The sequence below is a fragment of the Pseudomonas sp. WS 5027 genome (assembly GCF_012985695.1).
GTDB lineage: Bacteria > Pseudomonadota > Gammaproteobacteria > Pseudomonadales > Pseudomonadaceae > Aquipseudomonas > Aquipseudomonas hygromyciniae.
This window is the reverse complement of the sequence record NZ_JAAQWU010000051.1, coordinates 1-1,231: the sequence shown is the minus strand read 5'-3', so window position 1 is coordinate 1,231 and position 1,231 is coordinate 1. Positions and strand designations below refer to the sequence as shown.

1 protein-coding gene is annotated in these 1,231 nt (G+C 53.0%); it reads left to right on the top strand.

Annotated features, from left to right (window positions below; translation table 11 throughout):
- Positions 1-62: 62 nt before the first annotated feature.
- A protein-coding gene (locus HBO09_RS28580) for an IS3 family transposase (protein WP_169999560.1) occupies positions 63-1,213 on the top strand; the annotation gives its coding sequence in 2 pieces (ribosomal slippage) (positions 63-300 and positions 300-1,213; 1,152 coding nt in all).
- The last annotated feature ends 18 nt before the right edge of the window (positions 1,214-1,231 follow it).

The following is a 1,231-nucleotide window of genomic DNA, read 5'->3' as shown; positions in this document are numbered from 1 at the left end:
TGAATCGCCCCGGGTTTCGTAGACACCTCTTTGCCTTAAACTGAGGCTAATTAGGAGGTGCCATGAGCAACCCGCGTTACCCCGAAGAATTCAAAATCCAAGCGGTCAATCAAGTGACCGAAAAGAGGCTGCCTGTCGCTGATGTGGCGGCGCGTCTTGGCGTGTCGACGCATAGCCTCTATGCCTGGATAAAGCGCTACAGCAAACCTCAAGAAGAACGGCAGCAGGATGATGATCAGCACGCTGAGCTGCGTCGTCTGCGAGCGGAACTCAAGCGCGTCACTGAAGAGCGAGACATATTAAAAAAGGCCGCCGCGTACTTTGCCAAGGAGTGCGGCTGAAGTACGCCTTTATCAAGCAGCGAGCGGGCGACTATTCCATTCGACGGCTTTGCCTGACGCTGAAAGTCCATCCCAGCGGTTATTACGCCTGGCTGTCTGAGCCGCAATCTGTACGCGCCAAAGACGACCAGCGACTGCTGGGTTTGATCAAGCATTCCTGGCTGGAGAGCGGCGGCGTTTATGGCTATCGCAAAGTCCATGACGATCTGCGCGAAGTCGGTGAGGATTGTGGTCGGCATCGTGTGGCAAGGCTGATGCGTCTTGAAGGTCTGCGCTCTCAGACAGGGTATCGACGCCGCCCTGGCAAATACGGCGGTAAGCCAGCCGTCGCCTCACCCAATTTACTGAAGCGCCAGTTTGATGTCGTAGAACCCAACAAAGTTTGGGTCACCGACATCACTTACATTCGTACGTATGAAGGCTGGCTGTATTTGGCAGTGGTGCTGGATCTGTTTTCTCGTCAGGTCGTTGGCTGGTCAATGAAGTCGCAGATGACCAGTGATTTGGCCATTGATGCTTTATTGATGGCGGTTTGGAGGCGAAAACCGAAACAGGGGGTGATGGTTCACTCCGACCAAGGCAGCCAGTACAGCAGCTCTGATTGGCGCAGTTTTTTGAAAGCGAACAATTTGGTTGCCAGTATGAGTCGCCGAGGCAACTGTCATGACAACGCCGTGGCCGAGAGCTTTTTCCAGCTTCTGAAACGGGAACGGATCAAGCGGAAAATCTACACCTCGCGGCAAGATGCTCGTAGTGATGTGTTTGATTACATCGAGATGTTCTACAACGCAAAACGCCGCCATAGTTTCAACAATCAGCTGTCACCGGTAGAGTTTGAAAAGCGTTACGCAATGAGTTTGCAAGGTGTCTAAAGAATCCGGGGCGATTCA